The sequence below is a fragment of the Rheinheimera texasensis DSM 17496 genome (genome assembly GCF_000711985.1).
Classification (GTDB): Bacteria; Pseudomonadota; Gammaproteobacteria; order Enterobacterales; family Alteromonadaceae; genus Pararheinheimera; species Pararheinheimera texasensis.
Window position 1 is genome coordinate 100,612 of the sequence record NZ_JONU01000008.1, and the last position, 17,031, is coordinate 117,642.

Annotated in this window: 10 protein-coding genes; 7 read left to right on the forward strand and 3 right to left on the reverse strand. The window is 52.9% G+C overall.

All coding sequences use genetic code 11. The annotated features are described in order from the left end of the window. Positions 1 to 213 precede the first annotated feature (213 nt). The 5 genes from Q399_RS0106415 (at position 214) to Q399_RS0106440 (ending at position 6,663) form a co-directional block, all read left to right on the forward strand. Positions 214 to 2,451, forward strand: coding sequence for a TonB-dependent receptor (locus Q399_RS0106415; protein WP_031566876.1), 2,238 nt, complete (start codon positions 214 to 216; stop codon positions 2,449 to 2,451). Positions 2,452 to 2,604: 153 nt separating this feature from the next. Further along, a complete protein-coding gene (locus tag Q399_RS0106425) occupies positions 2,605 to 3,252 on the forward strand; it encodes a response regulator (RefSeq protein WP_031566879.1) in 648 nt (215 codons plus the stop codon). A gap of 40 nt (positions 3,253 to 3,292) precedes the next feature. Further along, positions 3,293 to 3,871, forward strand: a complete 579-nt coding sequence (locus Q399_RS0106430; RefSeq protein ID WP_031566882.1) for a DUF3617 family protein — start codon at positions 3,293 to 3,295, stop codon at positions 3,869 to 3,871. Positions 3,872 to 3,966: 95 nt separating this feature from the next. Further along, the gene (locus Q399_RS0106435) at positions 3,967 to 5,193 is read left to right on the forward strand and encodes a WD40 repeat domain-containing protein (protein ID WP_031566884.1); all 1,227 of its coding nucleotides are present in this window, start codon (positions 3,967 to 3,969) and stop codon (positions 5,191 to 5,193) included. Next, entirely contained in the window at positions 5,194 to 6,663 is a 1,470-nt protein-coding gene (locus Q399_RS0106440; RefSeq protein ID WP_245612847.1) for a GGDEF domain-containing protein, read from the forward strand. It begins immediately after the preceding gene. A gap of 18 nt (positions 6,664 to 6,681) precedes the next feature. Here Q399_RS0106440 and Q399_RS0106445 read toward each other — a convergent pair whose 3' ends face one another. Continuing rightward, positions 6,682 to 10,173, reverse strand: coding sequence for a PAS domain-containing hybrid sensor histidine kinase/response regulator (locus tag Q399_RS0106445; protein ID WP_031566889.1), 3,492 nt, complete (start codon positions 10,171 to 10,173; stop codon positions 6,682 to 6,684). A 67-nt stretch (positions 10,174 to 10,240) separates the two neighbouring features. After that, positions 10,241 to 10,993: a 3-hydroxybutyrate dehydrogenase gene (locus tag Q399_RS0106450; protein ID WP_031566892.1), complete on the reverse strand. Its 753-nt coding sequence runs from the start codon at positions 10,991 to 10,993 to the stop codon at positions 10,241 to 10,243. A gap of 414 nt (positions 10,994 to 11,407) precedes the next feature. Here Q399_RS0106450 and Q399_RS0106455 point away from each other — a divergent pair, with 414 nt between their 5' ends. Beyond that, the gene (locus tag Q399_RS0106455; protein ID WP_031566894.1) at positions 11,408 to 12,658 is read left to right on the forward strand and encodes a DUF819 family protein; all 1,251 of its coding nucleotides are present in this window, start codon (positions 11,408 to 11,410) and stop codon (positions 12,656 to 12,658) included. Between the two features lie 57 nt (positions 12,659 to 12,715). On the opposite strand, the gene Q399_RS0106460 is transcribed toward Q399_RS0106455, so the two are convergent. Further along, positions 12,716 to 13,744, reverse strand: a complete 1,029-nt coding sequence (locus tag Q399_RS0106460) for a LacI family DNA-binding transcriptional regulator (RefSeq protein ID WP_031566896.1) — start codon at positions 13,742 to 13,744, stop codon at positions 12,716 to 12,718. Between the two features lie 457 nt (positions 13,745 to 14,201). Here Q399_RS0106460 and Q399_RS0106465 point away from each other — a divergent pair, with 457 nt between their 5' ends. Next, positions 14,202 to 16,895, forward strand: coding sequence for a TonB-dependent receptor (locus Q399_RS0106465; protein ID WP_031566898.1), 2,694 nt, complete (start codon positions 14,202 to 14,204; stop codon positions 16,893 to 16,895). Positions 16,896 to 17,031 lie beyond the last annotated feature (136 nt).

Below are 17,031 nucleotides of genomic sequence, written 5' to 3' on the forward strand. Positions count from 1 at the left end.
TAGTACTAAGGTACAGATTAACATTTCATCAGTTCGGCCTAAAGTAAGGCTATCAGTCTGAGCGTTCCGTCACTGACTTGCTTGTGCCCCGATTTTTATGACAGAGGTACCAAGGCAGGTTAGTATCAAAACGAGACGCCCGGATCACCTATAACAAGTAACTGAAATACATCAGAAAGATAAGTGATAGCCGAGATCAGCAGGAGATGCCCGATGGCCCAGAATAACTATAAATTGCACCGTACCACACACAACTCATTTAAACCGGCGCTGTTGGCGCTGACCATCAGCGCTGTGCTGGCAGGCCCTGTGTATGCACAGGAACAAGCCGCAGACGCGAATGCTAAAAAAGAAGAGGCGGCCCTGGAAGTGATCCAGGTGACTGCACGGCGCACCGCAGAAAATCTGCAATCGGTGCCGGTGGCTGTGACCTCGATTGGCGCTGAAGATTTAAAGCAAAAAGGCATCGAAAACCTGACCGCCATCCAGCAGCAATCGCCAAATACCACTTTGCAGGTATCGCGTGGCACCAACAGTACCTTGACCGCGTACATCCGCGGTATTGGTCAGCAAGACCCGCTGTGGGGTTTTGAGCCTGGCGTCGGCATCTACATTGATGACGTCTACATGGCGCGGCCACAAGGCGCAGCGCTGGATATTTATGATGTTGAGCGCATCGAAGTATTACGCGGCCCGCAAGGCACTTTATACGGCCGTAACACCATCGGTGGCGCGGTGAAATATGTCACTAAACCTTTAAGCGGTGAAGATGAATTTGCCATTCGCGGCACAGTCGGCAGCTACCATCAGCGCGATTTAAAGCTGTCCGGCCAAAAAGCTATCACGGATAAACTCTCGATCGGCGGCGCCGGTGCATTTTACGACCGTGACGGTTTTGGCAAATTCCTCAATACCGGCGCAGAAAACTACAACAAAGACATCATCACTGGCCGCTTCAGCGCACAATATCAGGCCACCGACAGCCTGCGCTTTAACTTTGCCTATGACAAAACCAAAGATGATTCCAATTCCAAAGGCGGCCATCGTTTAACGCCAAGTTTGCTGACCAAAGAAACGCCACCGTCGAATGTCTATGACTCCAACACCAGTATGCCAGCCACCAACTCTGTGCGTACTGAAGGCCACTCACTGACGATGGCATGGGATATCAATGCCGACTGGACGATGAAAGCCATCACCGCCAAGCGTGAAGGCATCACCGATACCAATATCGACTTTGACTCGACCAAATTACCATCGCTGGACGTGCCGGCGTTTTATGAAGACGAACAGACTTCCAACGAACTGCAATTCCTGTATAACAGCGGCCCGCTGAAGTTTGCCTCTGGTTTATATTCCTTTGAAGGCGACGCCTGTGGTGCCTTTGGTACTGTGCTGGTGTCCGGCCTTGGCGTGACCATTGAAAACGGTGGTTGTGTGCAAACCGATTCTTTTGCCGCTTATGCGCAAGGCACTTATCAAATTAATGACCAGTGGTCGTTCACCTTAGGTGGTCGGTACACCGAAGATGATAAAGACGCCAACGTTTATCGTTTTGTCTATCTCGGTTACAAACTGCCGCGCAATACGGCCACCAAAATCGGCACTCAGTCTGATTTTACCGGCAGCGAAAGCTTCAGTCATTTCTCACCACGGGTTGGTTTTGAATATCAGGCCAATGACAGCATGATGGTGTACGGCTCTTACACCGACGGCTTTAAGTCCGGTGGTTTTGATATGCGCGGCAACCAGTCAGTCAACCCGAATGCCGGCGACCCGTATCAGCCAGAAACTGTGGACACTTATGAGCTGGGCCTGAAAAGCGAATGGCTGGACCGCCGTCTGCGCTTAAATGCCGCAGTGTTTGCCTCGGCTTATGATGATATGCAGGTGACAGTGCAGCGCGCCGTCAATAACACTGTGGCATCACAAGTGCTGAACGCGGCCAGCGCCGACATTAACGGGATTGAACTGGAAGCGACCGCAGTTGCCACAGACGCTCTGCAATTTAACCTGATTGTTGGTTACACCGATGCCAAGTTTAACGAAGTGCTGTTTTACGATGCGGTGACCAAAACCACTTCAGACGTGTCAGGTTTGTGGTCTTTTGCCAACACGCCGGAACTGACGGCGACTTTAGGCGGCAAATACACAGTGGCGATGTACGGCGGCGAACTGGTGCTGAACGCCAACCTGTCGCACCGCAGTGAAACGCAGATTTTTGAACTGCCATCGATGCTGGACTACGGTGGTTACACGCTGTTTAACGCCGGTGCCACCTGGTATTCGCCGGATGGCAAGTGGGATGTGTCAGTTCAAGGCCGTAACTTAGGCGATAAGATCACCCGCATCGCCGGTTACAACTTCCCGCTGCTGGCGGCCGAGCAAACCATCACGGCTTACTACGGCGACCCAAGAACAGTGAGTTTGTCGCTGGGTTACCGGTTCTGATGACTTGGTAAAGAAGAATAGTTGGTGGCGCGGAGCTGCTCAGCCTCCGCGCCAGCCAACTGCGCGACGCCATCAAAGCCGGTGTGGGTGTAATGCTTGCACCGGCTTGTCTGCTCCCGCATCATGGTTGTTCTGCTGTCTGGATACTGACTTATGATTGCCATTATTGCTGATGACCACCCGTTGTTCCGCGTTGCCTTGTCGCAAGCGTTGCAGACGATTCTTGGCCTTGAAGCCAGCCTGTATCAGGCGCACAGCATGGCGCAGTTGTGGCCGCTGCTGCGTGAACATCCGGATACCCAATTAATTCTGCTCGATCTGAAATTGCCGGACGCCGAAGGTTTTGCCGGTTTAACTGCGCTGCGCACTGAATATCCGGATATCTCCATTCTGATGGTGTCGGCGATTGAAGACCCTGCTGTGATTAAACAGGCGCTGCAACTCGGCGCTGCCGCTTATTTACCAAAATCTGCACCGCTGGAAGTATTGACCGAAGCGGTGGATGCGGTGATGGCGGGGGATACCTGGTTGCCGGCGGATTTACAGCAAAGCGTGGCGCAGGCGCAGGACCTGATTGATGCCGAATTTGCCGGTCGGCTCGAGCAGCTGACGCCGCAGCAATTCCGCGTGTTGAAAATGATTGCCGACGGCTTACTGAATAAACAAATCGCTTATGAAATGAATGTGCAGGAAACCACCGTCAAGCAGCATGTGTCGGCGATTTTGCGCAAACTTAATGTCAATAACCGCACGCTGGCCGGGATCTTATTTGAAAAACTGAAACTTCCGGATACCCTGTAGCCTCTAACTGCCAGTCTTGAGTCTTCCGGGAGAGCGCCAGATGCGCCGTGTCATTTTGTTAGTCCTGTCTTGTTCCACTTTTTTCAGTATTTCCCACAGCCACGCCAGCCAGCTGCAGCCGCAAACCGGTCACTGGCGTAGTCAACATCAGGTGCTGGTGAATGGTCAGGATATTCTGCAGCAGATGAAAACCCTGCAACAACAAATGCTGGCGGCGGTGCCGGCTGAACAACGTGCTTTAGTCGCCGGCATGATGCCGAAAAAAGACTTAACTTCGGCACAGGAATGCCTGACGGCGGCCGAAGTCGCGTTGTTACAAACGCCGGAGCAATGGCTGAGTAGAGCAAAAAAAGATTTACCGCGTTGCCAGTTACAACTGACCGGCAGCACGTCCAATTCGGTGTCCGTCAAAGGCCAGTGTCAGGATCAGGGCGGCTACACCGGCTCGTTGCAGGGCACTGTGACATTAAAAACGCCGCAATGGATGCAGATGAACATGCAGGGCACCGGCCAGTACAAAATGCCGCTGCCGGGCCAGGCGCAAAACGGCGATGTGAAATTCACGCTCAGCAGTGATTCACGCTGGCAAAGCGCCAACTGTCCGGCAGGTATGCGTTAATCCAACTGCCGGCGGCGCTGATTGTTAACCTGATGTTGTGATTGAAATGTCTTTGCTGCATGCTGAAATCTTTCAACGCAATACAGGACAATCAGATGACAACTGCAACCTCAGACAGCGCCGGCCAGCCAAGCTGGCAAAAAACACCACAAGCCGGTTTACAGGTTAATTCAGTCGCGGTCAGCCCGGATGGTGCATTGACTGTCGGCGGCACCTCCAGTGAATTCGGCACAGGTCAGTTTAACTTTTATGGCTACAACGCCAGCGGTAGCCAGCTCTGGTCGGTGCCGGTCACCGCCGCCAATGTCACCCAAGGGATTTTCTGGGTGGCCGTCAGTGATGACAAACGCTTTGCCGCCTGTGGCGGTGAAACCAGTAAAACCTGTGGCTTTTTGTGTATCCTCGATGCCAGTACTGGCAGTATTCTTTTTCAGGACAACAACTTACCGGCGCGCGTTAATCAGCTGACTTTCAGCAGTGACGGCACTTTATTACTGGCCGATTTTCAGCACGAATTGCGGTTATACCACTATGCCAGTGGCAGCACTGTGGCGCCCGTCTGGTCACTGAGCGACAGCATGGCGCTTTCGGCCGACTTTTCCAGTTACAGCGCGGTGCTGGCGCCAAACGGCAGCCGGGTTTGGGTCGGCGCTATCAACTACAACGTGAAACCGGTCTACACCGGGATGGTGCAGCAGATTGCGCTGGATAACGGCAAATTCGGCGCAGCAACCAGCTATCAGCAGGCGCAGGGCGTGATGCGGGTCGTGACGACCACCGACGGCGCCTATGCGGCGGCAGCGTTACATGATGGCAGTTGTGCGTTTTTTCAGGCAGTGCAGCCGGGCACAGCTTTTGTCTATAAACCGACATTAAGCGGGCTGAATATTGCCTATGCCATCGCCATCACTGAAACTCCTGCCAAAGAACTGGTGATAGTGGTTGGCGCTAACCAGGGCGAAGCCGGGGTGTTGTACCGGGTGGATGCAGAGCAAACCGCGTCAGAGATTGCCAACTATCCCATCTGGGCTCCGGTGCTGAAATGGAGCAAACCGGTGCAATATGCAGTGAATCCGGGCGTGACCTTAGACGCAGCGGCAACGCTGGTCAGTGCCACCGACGGCAAGCCGGATGAGAGCAATGGTGGCAGTAATCAAAAGGAATCGCCGGGTAACTTTTATCTGTTCGATGCTTGTTCTGGCCAGCAACTGTGGCAATATGGCACCAAGCTGATGAACTGGCCAATGATGCTGACACCCGATGGCAAAACCGCCGTGGGTGGCAGTGATGATGGCAGTATTTATTACTGGAAATTGCAGTAAGTGAAATCTGAAGGTCTGGCCCCCGCGCCGCTGTTTGACCGCCAACGTTGGCAAATCCGGTTGCAGCAATCCTGGTTGCTGCGCAACCTGCTGCTATTGCTGCTGTGGCTGCTGGTGTTTGAAATTGGCTGGCTGGTGGAATATACCCATCACGCCAGTGTCTGGTATCCGGTAGCGGGCCTGACCTTCGCATCGCTGTTATTACTGGGTTTTTCCGTGCTGCCGGCGTTATTAACCGGTTGTGTGCTCATTACCTTCTATACCGCCCGCCATTACAATATTCAGCTGCCAGAATGGCAAATTCTTGAAGCCGGTTTGCTATTTGGCCTGGCGCATATTCTGCCTTATGCCGTCGGTGCCATTGCTTTACGTACGCTGGCCAAGCGGGGCGCCCGCGATATCAGCCGGATCATCGTAGCCTTTTTGGTGATTGCCGCCGTCAGTTCGTTTTGTGCCACCTGGTTAGTGCTGCCGACTTTGGTCATCACCGACATGATGACGGAAGCAGAAATCGCCTCGACCTGGCTGCCATTCTGGATCGGCGATATGGCCGGTGTGATGGTGCTGGCGCCGTTTTTTGTTGGCCTGCTCAGCAGGGTTTTACCCTCGGCATTGTTTCGTCTGACCGATATGGCGGGCCTGCAACAACAACAGTTTCACCCGCGTTATTTGCTGAAGTTATTACTGAATGCGGTGTTACTGACTGCCTGTATGCTGCTGGCGAAGGTGACTGATTCACCAAACAGCGCCTTTGCGATATTTTTCCTGGTGATCCCGCATATGTGGATCGCCTGTTCCGAATCGGCATTACTTAATGTCAGTAGCGTGGCCTTGTCGAGTTTCCTGATTGCATTTTGGGTGCATTTGTTTGGTTTGATGGACTATGTGATGGTCTATCAGTTTGCCATCAACGTGATTGCCGCCAACACCCTGTTTGGTCTTGCTATTCCGACTTTATTGGCAGATAACCTGCAGCTGCGCAAAGTCGCTTTTACCGACAGTTTGACGCAGGTAGCGTCCCGCGACCGGCTGGAACAAAGGGCGGCACTGGAAATAAGCCGCAGCCGGCAGGAACAGCGGCCTTTGTCACTGCTGGTGTTTGATATCGATTATTTCAAAAAAATTAATGATGAGTTTGGTCATCATGTCGGCGATCAGGCGCTGCAACAGCTGGCGCGTCTGGCGCAGTTGTCGCTGCGGCCAACTGATTTACTTGGCCGTTTTGGTGGGGATGAATTTGTTGTGCTGTTACCACAAACCACTCAACAGGCCGCATTAACGATTGCCGAGCGCATTATCAGCGAGTTGCGGCAGGTGTATATCTGCGATGTGCATCCGCTGACCGCCAGTTTTGGTGTCGCCCAACTGCAGAGCGACGAAGACTACGAACGGCTGTTCCGTCGTGCCGACCGCGCTTTGTATCAGGCCAAGCTTGCCGGTCGCAATCAGGCCTGTGTCGCTGCTGAGTGACTACCCCATTGACCTGTTTCAGCGCAGCAAGCGTTGCAGCAGCCGCTTTAAATTGGCCGGTTTTAACGGTTTCAGCATAAAGTGGAAGCCGTTATTCAGCGCATGATCACGGGTTTGTTGCTGCTGGTCGGCGGAATGGATTAACACCGGCACCTGCAAAGCATAATGCTGCTGCAGTTGCATCGCCACTTCGACACCGGTCGCGCCTTGATCCAGATGATAATCAAACAACAATAAATCCACGGGATGGCCTTCACTGAGCCAATGCAGTGCCTGAGAGGGCTGCTGCGCCACCAGTACCTGACAATCCCAGCTTCTGAGTAATGCCGCCACGGCGCCGGATAACTGCGGGTCGTTATCGAGCAATAATATCGTTTTACCGCGGAAACTGACCGACTGCTCCCGCGGCTGCAGCGCAGGCGCGGCGCTAGTCCCTGCAGCACACACCGGCACTGTCACGGCAAAACAGCTGCCTTTACCAGGGGCGGAGTGCAAAGTCAGCGGATGCTGCAGTAAATCGCTGATACGCTGACTGATGGCAAGGCCAATGCCAAGCCCTTGATTATTCGCTTCTTTACCTTGTTGAAACTCCTGAAAAATGCGTTGTTGTTCATCCGGACTGATGCCAACGCCGGTGTCCCAGACTTCAATCCGTACCGCCGGCTGCCCTTGCCAGTGGCAGCGCCGGCAACCGAGTAAAATTTTCCCCTGTGGGGTGTAGCGCAAGGCGTTGGCAACCAGATTCTGCACGACACGGCGCAATAAACGGCTGTCGGTATCCACCCAGAGCCGGCTAGACCGGTAGCGGAATCGAATCGGCTTGCCGGTTGAGATCAAGCCAGCTTCGCGGGCGATTTGGTCCAGTAGCGTGTTCACTGCAACCGGCGCTTTTTGCGCTTTAATCACGCCGGCATCCAGTTTGGTCAGTTCCAGAATACCGGCCAGGAGTTCTTCGGCGGAATTGAGCGATGCTGCTAAATCTTTTGCCAGTTGCTGCACCTGGCCATCGCTGCTTTTTTCACGGATCAGCCCGCAGAACAATGCCGCGGCATTAAAGGGTTGCAGCAAATCATGGCTGGCGGCGGCGAAAAAGCGGTTTTTGCTGGCGGTTTGTTCTTCCAGTTGTTGTTTGGCGGCGGCCAGTTGCTGATTCAGCTGTTCCAGCTCGGCGGTACGACTCAGCACCCGTTGTTCCAGCGTGCTGTTGCTGGCTTCAAGCTGTTGCTGCACATCAATAAAAGAGCTGACGTCGCTGTAGGTAGTGACAAAACCGCCACCCGGCAGTGGGTGGCCCTGCATCTCAAATACCCGGCCGTCGCGCTGACGGCGCTGGAAGCGATAACTACTGCCCTGACGCAGGAAATTTAGCCGTTTTTCTACTTCTGCACTGATTTGTGCCGCGTCGGGCATGGCCGCATCGTGAAACCAGCCGCGTTCGGCGTTATAGCGAATTAAATCCGCTACCGGCCGGCCGACTTCAATCAGGCCGGGCGGATAAGCAAACATCTGCAGATAACGCTGGTTCCAGGCGATCAGGCGTAAATCGGCATCCACCACGCTGATGCCCATGCTGATATTGTCGATAGTGGCGCGCAGCAACGCCTGATTAAACAGATAAACCTGACTGGCTTCGTCGACAAAACGTGCGACTGATTCGAGCGGCAACTGACTGTTTTTGCCGGCAGCATTCAGTAACAACCGCATCGAAGCGCCGCCAACGACAGCTGCCAGTGTGCGCTCTGTGCTTTGCTGCAGCGCTTGTGGTGCGCGGGCGTCCAGCTGGGGTGAAAGCGATTTAAACTGGCGCTGCAGCAACAAGCGCGCTTCGCGCTCGCCGGCAAAACGCCGCACCAGCAGATAACAATCCTGCACTGTCAGCTGTGGTGCTGCCTGTTGCGGTTTGGACTGGCTCTGGCGGAAAAAACGAGCGCTTTCCAGATATTCGGTCAGCCGGGTCTGACTGAGCTGACTGACCAGCAACAGTAGCAAGGTATTCACGCTCAGACTGACCACCACCCCAAGGCTAATCAAATCAAACTGGCCGCCGAGCAAAGCATTGGGCGCTAAGGCCTGCCAGCCAAAAGGCCCAAGGCTGAGCCAGTCCCAACGGATTAACCCGGCGCGGCTGAGTTCTGGTAGTAACAAAATATAAGCCCATAAACTGGCACCACACAGCAACCCGGCTAATGCGCCCTGACGATTAACCCGGCGGTTCAGCAGACCAAAGATCAGCGCCGGTGCCAGTTGGGCAATCAGCGCAAAGGCCATCAGGCCAAGCTGGGCGAGGCCAGTTTCAGTGCCGATTAATAAGTAATACAGATAGCCGAGCGTCAGCACGCTTAACATCGATAGACGGCGCAGCGTCACCATGCGGATCCAGGGTTTGCCGTCAGCCGGTTTCTGCTGCTGGCGGTATATCAGCGGCGTCAGTAAGTCGTTGGTGATCATGATGCCAAGCACCACAGTCGCGACTATCACCATACTGGTGGCGGCGGAAAAACCACCCAGGTAAGCCAGCAGCGCCATATCGGTGCGGTTGGCCGACAGCGGCAGCTGCAACACCACTAAATCGATACTGGCGCTGTGGCCCAATAACAAAGTGCCGGCCAGCGCTACCGGCAGCGTAAACAGGCTCATCAGCAGCAAATAACCGGGGAAGATCCAACGCGCGTAGCGCAGATGCCCCAAATGCTGGATCTCAACAAAACTGACGTGAAACTGGCGCGGCAGGCACAAGGTGGCGACAAAACCAAGCAAGACGTGGATCCAATACACCGACCAGGGCGCACCCTGACTTTGCAGCTGTTTAACGTCCGCCGAGACGGCGGCCTTAGCGAAAATATCGCTAAAACCATCAAACAAACCAAACACGACAAAACAACCGACGGCCAGTAACGCCAGTAATTTCACCAGCGATTCAAAGGCAATAGCGGTCATGAGGCCGGGATTGGGCTGATGCGCTTTGGCGCTGCGGCCAACAAATAACATGGCAAAAATCGCCAGCCACAAGCTGACATAAAGCCCGGTATCCTGATACCAGGGCCCGCCGGCGCTGCTGCCAACCAGTGCGTTGATGCTGGTCGACACGGCCTGTAACTGCAAAGCGATATAAGGAATGACCGCCATCAGCACGATGAGTGTGGTGATCACGGCTAATAAACGCGAATGGCCATAGCGGGTGGCGATAAAATCGGCGACTGATGTGATGCGTAAGCGCCGGCAGACGATGGCGATACGGCTGATCAGGCCAAAGGCGAACCAGAATAACAACAACGAACCGATATAGGTCGGCGGGATCCACCAGCCATTTACCGCGGCCTGCGCCGTCACGCCATAAAAGGCCCAGCTGGTGCAATAAATCGCAAGGGCAAAACTAAAGACCCAGGGCGCGAGCGGATGGCGGCCGGTCAGACGCCGGCCGAGTAGCCCGACACTGTACAGCACCGCCAGATAAAGCAGCGACAGCACCGCGATGCTGCCGATGCCAATGCTGCCCTGACTCAGAATCATTTCAGAATTTACCGCATTCACCGCGAAGCCTTTGATTGTGCCTCAGTTTCTGAGTGCTGAAAAGCAGTTAACGCGCTGTCCAGCCACCGTCGAGCACCAGCGTTTGCGCCGTGATATGGCGGGCCGCGGCTGTGGTCAGAAACACTGCGGTTGCGGCAATTTCATCGACGCCAATAAAGGCTTTTTGCGGCATCGGTGCCAGCATGATTTTCTCGATGACTTCAGTTTCACTAAGCTGATGTTCTTTACACTGGGCGGCGATTTGCGCATCGACCAGCGGGGTGCGGACATAAGCCGGGCAGATGGTGTTGATAGTAAAATCAATGTCGGCGTTTTCCAGCGCAACCACTTTACTAAAGCCAAGCAATCCATGTTTAGCCGCGACATATGCCGATTTAAACGGCGAGGCGACTAAGGCATGAATAGAGCCGATATTCACAATGCGGCCAAAACCACGGCAGCGCATGCCGGGCAACAACGCTTTACTCAGCATGGCCGGTCCGGTCAGCATCACCTGCAACAGCTGCTGCCATTTGTGTTCCGGAAATTCTTCTAAGCGCGCCACATGCTGGATACCGGCGTTGTTCACCAACACATCCACCTGGCCTGCGGCTGCAGCGGTTTGTTCAATACTGTCCTGAGAGGTTAAATCCAGCAGCAGCGCGCTGGCTTTGGCTCCAGTGGCGACCAATTCTGCCGCTTTGGCTTCTGCAACTGCCAGATTGATATCGGCCAGGATCACTTCGTCGCCTTGCGCGGCATACGCCTGTGCCACCGCAAAACCAATACCGCCGCTGCCACCTGTGATCAATACCCGCATAACACCCTCTGCTGTTGTTGTGTGCCTTGCTGCAGGGTAGGAGTTTGCCGTAAAGCGGTAAACGGTACTTTAGTGCTATACCGCTGAATGGTTGGCAACAGTCGGTGAAAATAACAACAGCAGTGCAATTAACTGCGGCCGGGTGAGCGTTGATGTCAGAGTTAAATAGCTGAGAAATTCAGACACAGGCTTTCATAGCGCCGAGTGCGCAGAAAACCGCACAAGACTTTGCCAGAACCCATATCTATGCTATGTTTCGGCACATAACAAAAAAATTATCTTGTGCTTCCCACGCAGTTTAGACCGTAAAAAACTCTTGATAACAATGTGTTGTGCCGTTGTTTTGCGTTAAATCGGAAAAAGTCCTGCTCAGTTGCACTTCATTCTGTAGACCTGTCACGTAAGGAATTCTGCATGCAGACTTCAACCGCATTGATCACCAACGACGCCGTCGTACTCGGCCTGTTGGCACTTATTCTGGGCTTTGTGTTTCACACAAGTCACAGCGCCAGTCCGTTCTGGCAAAAATTCTATCGTTATGTCCCGTCAGTGTTGCTGTGTTATTTCATCCCGTCGTTGTTTAACAGTTTTGGCATTATTGATGGCGAACATTCGCAGTTATATCAGATGGCATCGCGTTATCTGTTGCCGGTTTGTCTGGTGTTGCTGACACTGAGCGTGGATTTTCGTGCCATCCTGGGTTTAGGCCCTAAAGCGTTGATTTTGTTTTTGACCGGTACAGTCGGTGTGGTAATGGGCGGTCCAATAGCGTTGGCCAGTGTCGGGCATTTCTTCCCGGAGCAATTGGGCGGCGAAGGCGCTGATGCTGCCTGGCGTGGCATGTCGACAATTGCCGGCAGCTGGATCGGTGGCAGTGCCAACCAGGCCGCAATGAAAGAAGTGTTTCAGCCAAGCGGTGAGATCTTCTCGGTGATGATCACGGTGGACGTACTGGTGGCGAACATCTGGACTGCCGTGTTGCTGTGGATGGCGGCGAATGCCGCAAGGATTGATCAAGCCAATGGTGCGGACACCCGTGCGCTGGAGCATTTAAAAGGCAAAATCGAGAAATATCAGGCAGAAAACTCACGGAATCCGTCGACCAATGACCTGATGATGATTATCGCAGTTGGTTTTGGTGTGGCAGGCCTGTCGCACTGGCTGGCCAATATTATTGCGCCCTGGATTGAACAACATGCGCCAGAGCTGGCGATGTACAGCCTGACCAGCACTTTCTTCTGGATCGTGGTGTTGGCAACGACATTTGGTTTGCTGTTATCCGGCACTAAAATGCGTCACCTGGAAGCCACAGGTGCATCGAAAGTGGGTTCTGTGATGGTGTACATTCTGGTGGCGACTATCGGTATGCACATGGATGTTACCGCTATTGTGGACTACCCGGTGATGTTCCTGGTGGGCCTGGTATGGATCTCCATCCATGCGCTGTTATTACTCGGCATGATGAAGTTACTGAAAGCGCCGGTGTTTTATATGGCGGTGGGCAGTCAGGCCAACATTGGCGGAGCGGCTTCAGCACCAGTGGTTGCAGCAGCCTTCCACCCGGCGTTAGCCCCTGTTGGTGTATTACTGGCGGTATTGGGTTATGCGCTGGGGACTTACGGCGGTTATTTATCTGCGCTGATGATGCAGGCGGTCGCGCCGTAACTCAGTATCCCTCAGTTGAAAAAGGAGCCTTGGGGCTCCTTTTTTTATTGGGCGGATTCAGCGCGCACAGGGCGCCGTCGATTCGCGCACCAGCAACTCCGGAATAAACACCGGCTGCTGTTCCACGGCGCTACGGGCACTACCGGGTCTGGTGTGGCGGAACAACAGTTCGGCCGCCTGTGCAGCGATAGTACTGTTCGGCTGGTTGGCTGTGGTCAGAGGTGGCCAGGTCTGCCGTGAGAACGGGCTGTTTTCAAAGCCGACAATCGACAGCTGCTCCGGGATCTCAACATGACTGAGCCGGGCGCTAAATAAAGCTCCCGCGGCAATTTCGTCGTTACAGGCGAAAATAGCGGTGGGTTTGTGCGCCATTGCCAGCAGATGTTTGGCGCCTTTAACGCCGGATTCAAACGAATAACTGCCCGGTACGACAAATTTTGGATTGGCCTGAATGCCGCGTTTGGTCAATGCCGCCTGAAAACCGGCCAGCCGTTCGCCACTGGAGCTGTGTTCTTCATCACCGCATAAAAACGCGATGTCGGTGTGACCCAGTTCCAACAGGTGATTGGTGATTTTAAAAGCGGCCGTGAAGTCGTCAATTAATACGCAGTTGGTCAGTTTCGGCGACGGCGTCGAACCGGAAATGATCCGGACGAAATCCACTTCAATCCGTTCCAGTGCTTCAGCAATTTCCGGCATTTCGGAAAACGGCGGCGTCAGTACTAACCCGGCAAGACGCGAATGCTGCACCACATCTATCACTTCCTGCACTATGTTGGCGGACTTGGCATTAGTGGGGTGGATCAGCAGTTCATAACCATGCTTGCGGCAGGTATCCAATAAACCCTTTTGCATATCAATCACATAATAAGCGTTCGGGTTGTCGTAGATATAACCGATGGTATAAGAGCGGGTACTGGCCAGATTTCGGGCGGCAGCATTAGGCTGATAATTCAGCTGGGCGATAGCCGCCGTGACTTTATCCAGCGTGGCCTTTTTCACCGACGGTTCGTTGTTCATCACCCGCGACACCGTCTTGATCGACACTCCGGCCAGCTCAGCGACGTCATTAATGGTTACTTTCATAGCGCTTCCAGGCAAATAAGCCGCTGTCAGCAGGCCTGCTTGGCATAGACCGAACAGGCTGAAAATCCGCCCCCGTAAAGCAGGGAATGACAGCGGTAGTCATTTTGTAAGAATTATTGAACTAAGGGATACAACGTTTTGGCCAAAACAGCAATTGTTTATTTATCAAAAAATGAGCAATGGCGAGGCTCATATTTTTCTTAATTAAAAAAGATGAATAAATACATGGCATTATGGTTTGCTTGAACTGTGAGAGCCTGTAAATACAGCTGTCCTGGTCTAAAATCAGCCATAACTGAGGCCTTGTCTTAAGCGACAAAATCAGTCTAAAAAATCAGCGGATGGGGTTTGCAAAGTAAAAATAATTTGTGTATGTTGAGATTTAATGACAGCGTTGTCATTGCAGGACAGAAAAAAATTCATCGCACACGAAGAAAAACAGGAATGGGAGAAGCTTATGTCGCACAATAAAATGAATAAATGTGCCGTAGCGGTCAAACTGGGTCTGATGGTAGGTACTGTGGCGTTATCTGCGCCGGTATTCGCTCAGCAGGCACAGACTGATGGCGCGAAAAAAGATCAACAGGTTGAAGTGATTCAGGTGCGCGGTATCCGTGCATCTCAGGAAGCCAACTTAAACGCCAAACGTTTCAGCGACACTATCGTTGATGTAGTAACCGCTGAAGATATCGGTAAATTCCCGGATAAAAACGTGGCGGAATCTCTGTCTCGTATCACCGGCGTCGGCGTCAGCCGCGAGTTCGGTGAAGGCGAAAAAATTACGATCCGTGGCGCCAGCTCAGCAACCAACCGGACTTTACTGAACGGCCAGACAGTTGCAACTGCAGACTGGTTTATTCTGGATAACCCGGGCCGCAGCTTCAACTACACCATGTTGCCATCGGCACTGGTACGTGACCTCGAAGTCTACAAATCTCCCGAAGCCCGCATTGATGAAGGTTCGATCGGTGGTACCGTTATTCTGAAAACGCGCCGCCCACTGGATATGGATGCCAATTCGCTGACGCTGTCGCTGGAAGGCCAATATTCTGATATGTCAGAAAAAACTGACCCGCAACTTGGCGCCATGTATTCATGGAAAACGGATGATGAGCGTTTTGGTGTGTTAGTTTCAGCGATGAAACAAGATCGCAACCTGGTGCGTGAAGGCTTTGAAGTGCTGTCATGGCCGGTTGATGCAAAAGGCATGTCTTATCCGGGCGTGATGGGTGTGCCACGCTTTGTGCAAAAACGTGAGCGTGAAACGGCTTTTGTTGCTTTCCAGGCGCGCCCGACTGAAGCGCTGGAAATGACGTTAAATGTATTAAAGTCAAAAGTTGATGCTGACAACCACAACGCTAACTATCTGGTGTGGACAGGCAACGACGTGGTGGCGAATAAAGTTACTGACAAAGCGGTGGTTGATAACGCGCTGGTAGGCGGTAAAGTCGCAGCCGGTCAAATCGGTTACAACTTTATCAACCGGGTTGCTTCGACTGAAACACAATCTGTTGACCTCGATGTGAACTACGACGCCGGCAATTTCAAAGTCCATGGTCAGGTCGGTCGTACTGACGCCGAAGGCGGTACCTTACGCGAAACGTCATGGGAATATATCAACACCGCGTCTGGTTACAGCTTTGATTTGAGAGGCGATAAACCAACAGTGAATACCGCTGTAAATGGTTCTGACGGCAGCAAATTCACTCCGGGCTGGATTTGGGGTGGTGAAAAACCAACGACTGACGAAGAAACTTATGGTCAGCTGGATTTTGATATTCCGGTGAGCGCCGGTGTATTTAATGCCGTGAAAACCGGTGTGAAAATCCGTCAGGCAGAACGGACTCAGGACCGCATCGCCTACAGCTGGCATGGTCCAAATACGCTGAAAGATGCGTCTAAAGCGCCATCGTGGCCGGTATATCTGCAATACATTTTTGACCAGTGTTCTGATCTGACCAAATGTGGTCTGACTCAAGGCCCGGTCACTGTCGATGGCCTGGTCAATGGCTCTTTGGCCAATCAGGTACTGCATGACCGCTACAAAATGGAAGAGATTGCCTTTGTTGGTCTGAATGGCGTGCCGGCTGATTATGCCCGTTCACGTGTACTGGACGAAAACTGGGGTGTTACTGAAGACATCACAGCTCTGTATGTTCAGGGTGATTTCTCTGGTGAAGGTTTCCGCGGCAACATCGGCGTGCGTTATGTGGATACTGCCCAGACTTCAGGTGGCTGGGAACACACCGGCACCGACTACTGGGGCCTGCATACGATTGACCGCGCCTGGCTGAAACCAGCCGTGATGAACTGGAAAGAAATCGACAACGACTACAGCGAAATGCTGCCGAGCATCAACGTTGCTTTTGATCTTGCCGAAGATCAGATCCTGCGTGTTGGCGCTGCCCGCGTCATGGCTCGTCAGAACTGGAATGATATTTCTTCTTCATCCAGCTTTGGTTCGCTGAATGTGTCTAACCCGACGGGTGTGGCCAACAACCCGATGTTGAAACCACAACTGGTTGATCAGTTTGACCTGAGTTACGAGTGGTATTTCAACCCGTCATCGGTGTTTGCAGCGACTTATTTCTTCAAAGACGTGAAGAGCTATCGCGGTTTCAGTACCTTTGTTGACCAGCGTTACTGGGAACAAGGTAATACCAATGTTGATGTGACCTTCACGAAGCCTGATAACGGCCCTGGCGGTACCACCAGCGGTATGGAACTGAGCTATCAGCAAACTTTTGGTCAGTTCGGTCTGATGGCTAACTATACCTATACCGAAGCAGAGCGTGATGAAGCCCGTGATATCCGTAAACCAGGTTCAGGTCTGGTGGAAGGCACTTCCAAGCACATGTACAACGTCAGTGGTTATTATGAAGACGACACTTACAGTGCCCGACTGATGTATAACTTCCGCACTGACTGGTACAAAGGCCTGCACTGGAGTGGTTCTGAGATTTGGAACGATGACTATGGTCAGTTAGATGCCAGCTTTGGTTATAACCTGACGGATACCATCACACTGACTGCAGAAGCGGTCAACCTGACGGACGAAGAAGTGGTTGAGTTCAACACTGACAAAAACCGTCTGTTCTCACTGTATCAGAACGGCCGCCGTTATGTGTTAGGCGTACGGATGTCATTCTGAGTCGATTGACCGGGTGATATCTGATAAAAGAGCTTATGCTGCGGCATAGGCTCTTTTTTTATATACCGCGCCATTGACGGCGCGTTGCACAGTTTTCGATGCCGGTTGTCGGACATCCGATAGCCTGGTTATCACT

Excerpts from the sequence above, each read along its gene's own strand:
- Q399_RS0106455 (WP_031566894.1), top strand. The coding sequence starts at position 11,408 with ATGCAGACTTCAACCGCATTGATCACCAACGACGCCGTCGTACTCGGC.
- Q399_RS0106430 (WP_031566882.1), top strand. The coding sequence starts at position 3,293 with ATGCGCCGTGTCATTTTGTTAGTCCTGTCTTGTTCCACTTTTTTCAGT.
- Q399_RS0106450 (WP_031566892.1), bottom strand. The coding sequence starts at position 10,993 with ATGCGGGTATTGATCACAGGTGGCAGCGGCGGTATTGGTTTTGCGGTG.
- Q399_RS0106465 (WP_031566898.1), top strand. The coding sequence starts at position 14,202 with ATGTCGCACAATAAAATGAATAAATGTGCCGTAGCGGTCAAACTGGGT.
- Q399_RS0106460 (WP_031566896.1), bottom strand. The coding sequence starts at position 13,744 with ATGAAAGTAACCATTAATGACGTCGCTGAGCTGGCCGGAGTGTCGATC.
- Q399_RS0106415 (WP_031566876.1), top strand. The coding sequence starts at position 214 with ATGGCCCAGAATAACTATAAATTGCACCGTACCACACACAACTCATTT.
- Q399_RS0106445 (WP_031566889.1), bottom strand. The coding sequence starts at position 10,173 with ATGATTCTGAGTCAGGGCAGCATTGGCATCGGCAGCATCGCGGTGCTG.
- Q399_RS0106435 (WP_031566884.1), top strand. The coding sequence starts at position 3,967 with ATGACAACTGCAACCTCAGACAGCGCCGGCCAGCCAAGCTGGCAAAAA.
- Q399_RS0106425 (WP_031566879.1), top strand. The coding sequence starts at position 2,605 with ATGATTGCCATTATTGCTGATGACCACCCGTTGTTCCGCGTTGCCTTG.